The organism is Mesorhizobium sp. WSM4850 (assembly GCF_055811735.1).
Genome location: NZ_JBVVPV010000132.1, coordinates 1 through 1,326, shown reverse-complemented (window position 1 = coordinate 1,326; position 1,326 = coordinate 1). Strand labels below are relative to the sequence as shown.

The 1,326-nt window shown below is 61.8% G+C and carries 1 protein-coding gene; it reads right to left on the bottom strand.

Translation table 11 applies throughout. The features are described from left to right. Nucleotides 1-186: 186 nt before the first annotated feature. A complete protein-coding gene (locus AC0L2Z_RS35240) occupies nucleotides 187-1,269 on the bottom strand; it encodes a transposase (RefSeq protein ID WP_473630623.1) in 1,083 nt (360 codons plus the stop codon). Nucleotides 1,270-1,326 lie beyond the last annotated feature (57 nt).

Sequence of the window (1,326 nt, the reverse complement as noted above, 5' to 3'; positions counted from 1 at the left end):
GGCATATGCGCTAAGATAGTTTTGGCATGGACTGAAATTTGCGCTTTCGTGGTGGCTCACGCCATCGATGTCGCAAGGCGGGGAGATTTTGGCGCAGGATTGCCAAGGGAGGTTGAGCAAAGATCGCTGCGATCAGAGAGGCGACGATCTGGCGGGTGGCGCGCCACAGTAGCGGGCGCCCGTCGCTCAAGGGGGAGAGACACCAAACTCCTGCGAGAGGGGTTCGGTCACAAGCGCGATGAGGAAGTGGGCAAGAATCCAAGGCTTTGCGATCCTTGGGTCTTTGGCGGGGGGAGCGCGCAGTCCGATCAGGCTCTTCAGACGTTTGAAGGCGAGCTCGATGCGCCAGCGCAAGCGATAGAGCTTGAGAACTGTGTCGGCGTCAAACTCATCCTGGTCGAGCGAGGTCACGAGGATCACGAAGCCGGCAGCAATCAGCGTCTCCTGTCGAACCTGCGTGCCCTTGGCCTTGGCTTCCTTGTTGATCTTGCGTCGTGCTTCTTGTGCCGCGGCCTCGGATTTGCGCAAGGCGATCAGGCGCATCTTCAGGGGATCGCCCTTCTTGAGGCCCAGCCAGACAGGCGTTTCGATGACCTCCTCGCGGCAGCTCTTCAGGTGGCCGATGAGATCGAACGCCGTGCCGCTGGCGTCGAGCCATCGCACATTCTTCCACGCCGCGCGCACGAGAACGTCGCCGCCTTGCGCCAGGACCTTTGCGATCCGCTCGGCCTGCAGATAGGCGCGGTCGCCGATGCGGATCTCGCCCGGTATCACCGGCACGCGGTCGATCAGCTCGGCCTCGCTCTGGTCGGTGATCTCGATGAAATCGAACTGCTCGCGCTCAAGCTCGAAGGCGCAGTGCATCCGCCAAAGGCCATTGTTCTTCTTCTCATGCACACCGGCCTTGGCAACCGCCGTCGCATCGAGGATGCGGATCAGCCGGCCTTTGGCCAGGCCTTTCTCCTCGCGCTTCAAAAGATACCCAATCAACTGCTGCAGCCACGGCCCTGCATTGCGCAGCCGGCCGAGCAACGCCACATCCGAGATGTCGGCGATCCCGCTTGCCGCCGCCCAGGCCACGACGCCCCGCATGCCCACCTTGCCAAGGCAATAAGCCAGCGTCAGGCGCAACAGATCAGTAGCCGACCTGACACCCCGCGGCCGCAGGAACGCCCTCGTCTCGCGAGCACTCCCTGTGATCAACTCTTCACCGCCGAGGAGTTCAATCGTCTCGGCCCAGCCGTCATCTACAAGCGATTCGTGAGTCATCGCAGCGTAGAATCACAACCGATTCCCCGCTGCAACACCTATCTTAGCGCATATGCC

Excerpts from the sequence above, each read along its gene's own strand:
- AC0L2Z_RS35240 (WP_473630623.1), bottom strand. The coding sequence starts at position 1,269 with ATGACTCACGAATCGCTTGTAGATGACGGCTGGGCCGAGACGATTGAA.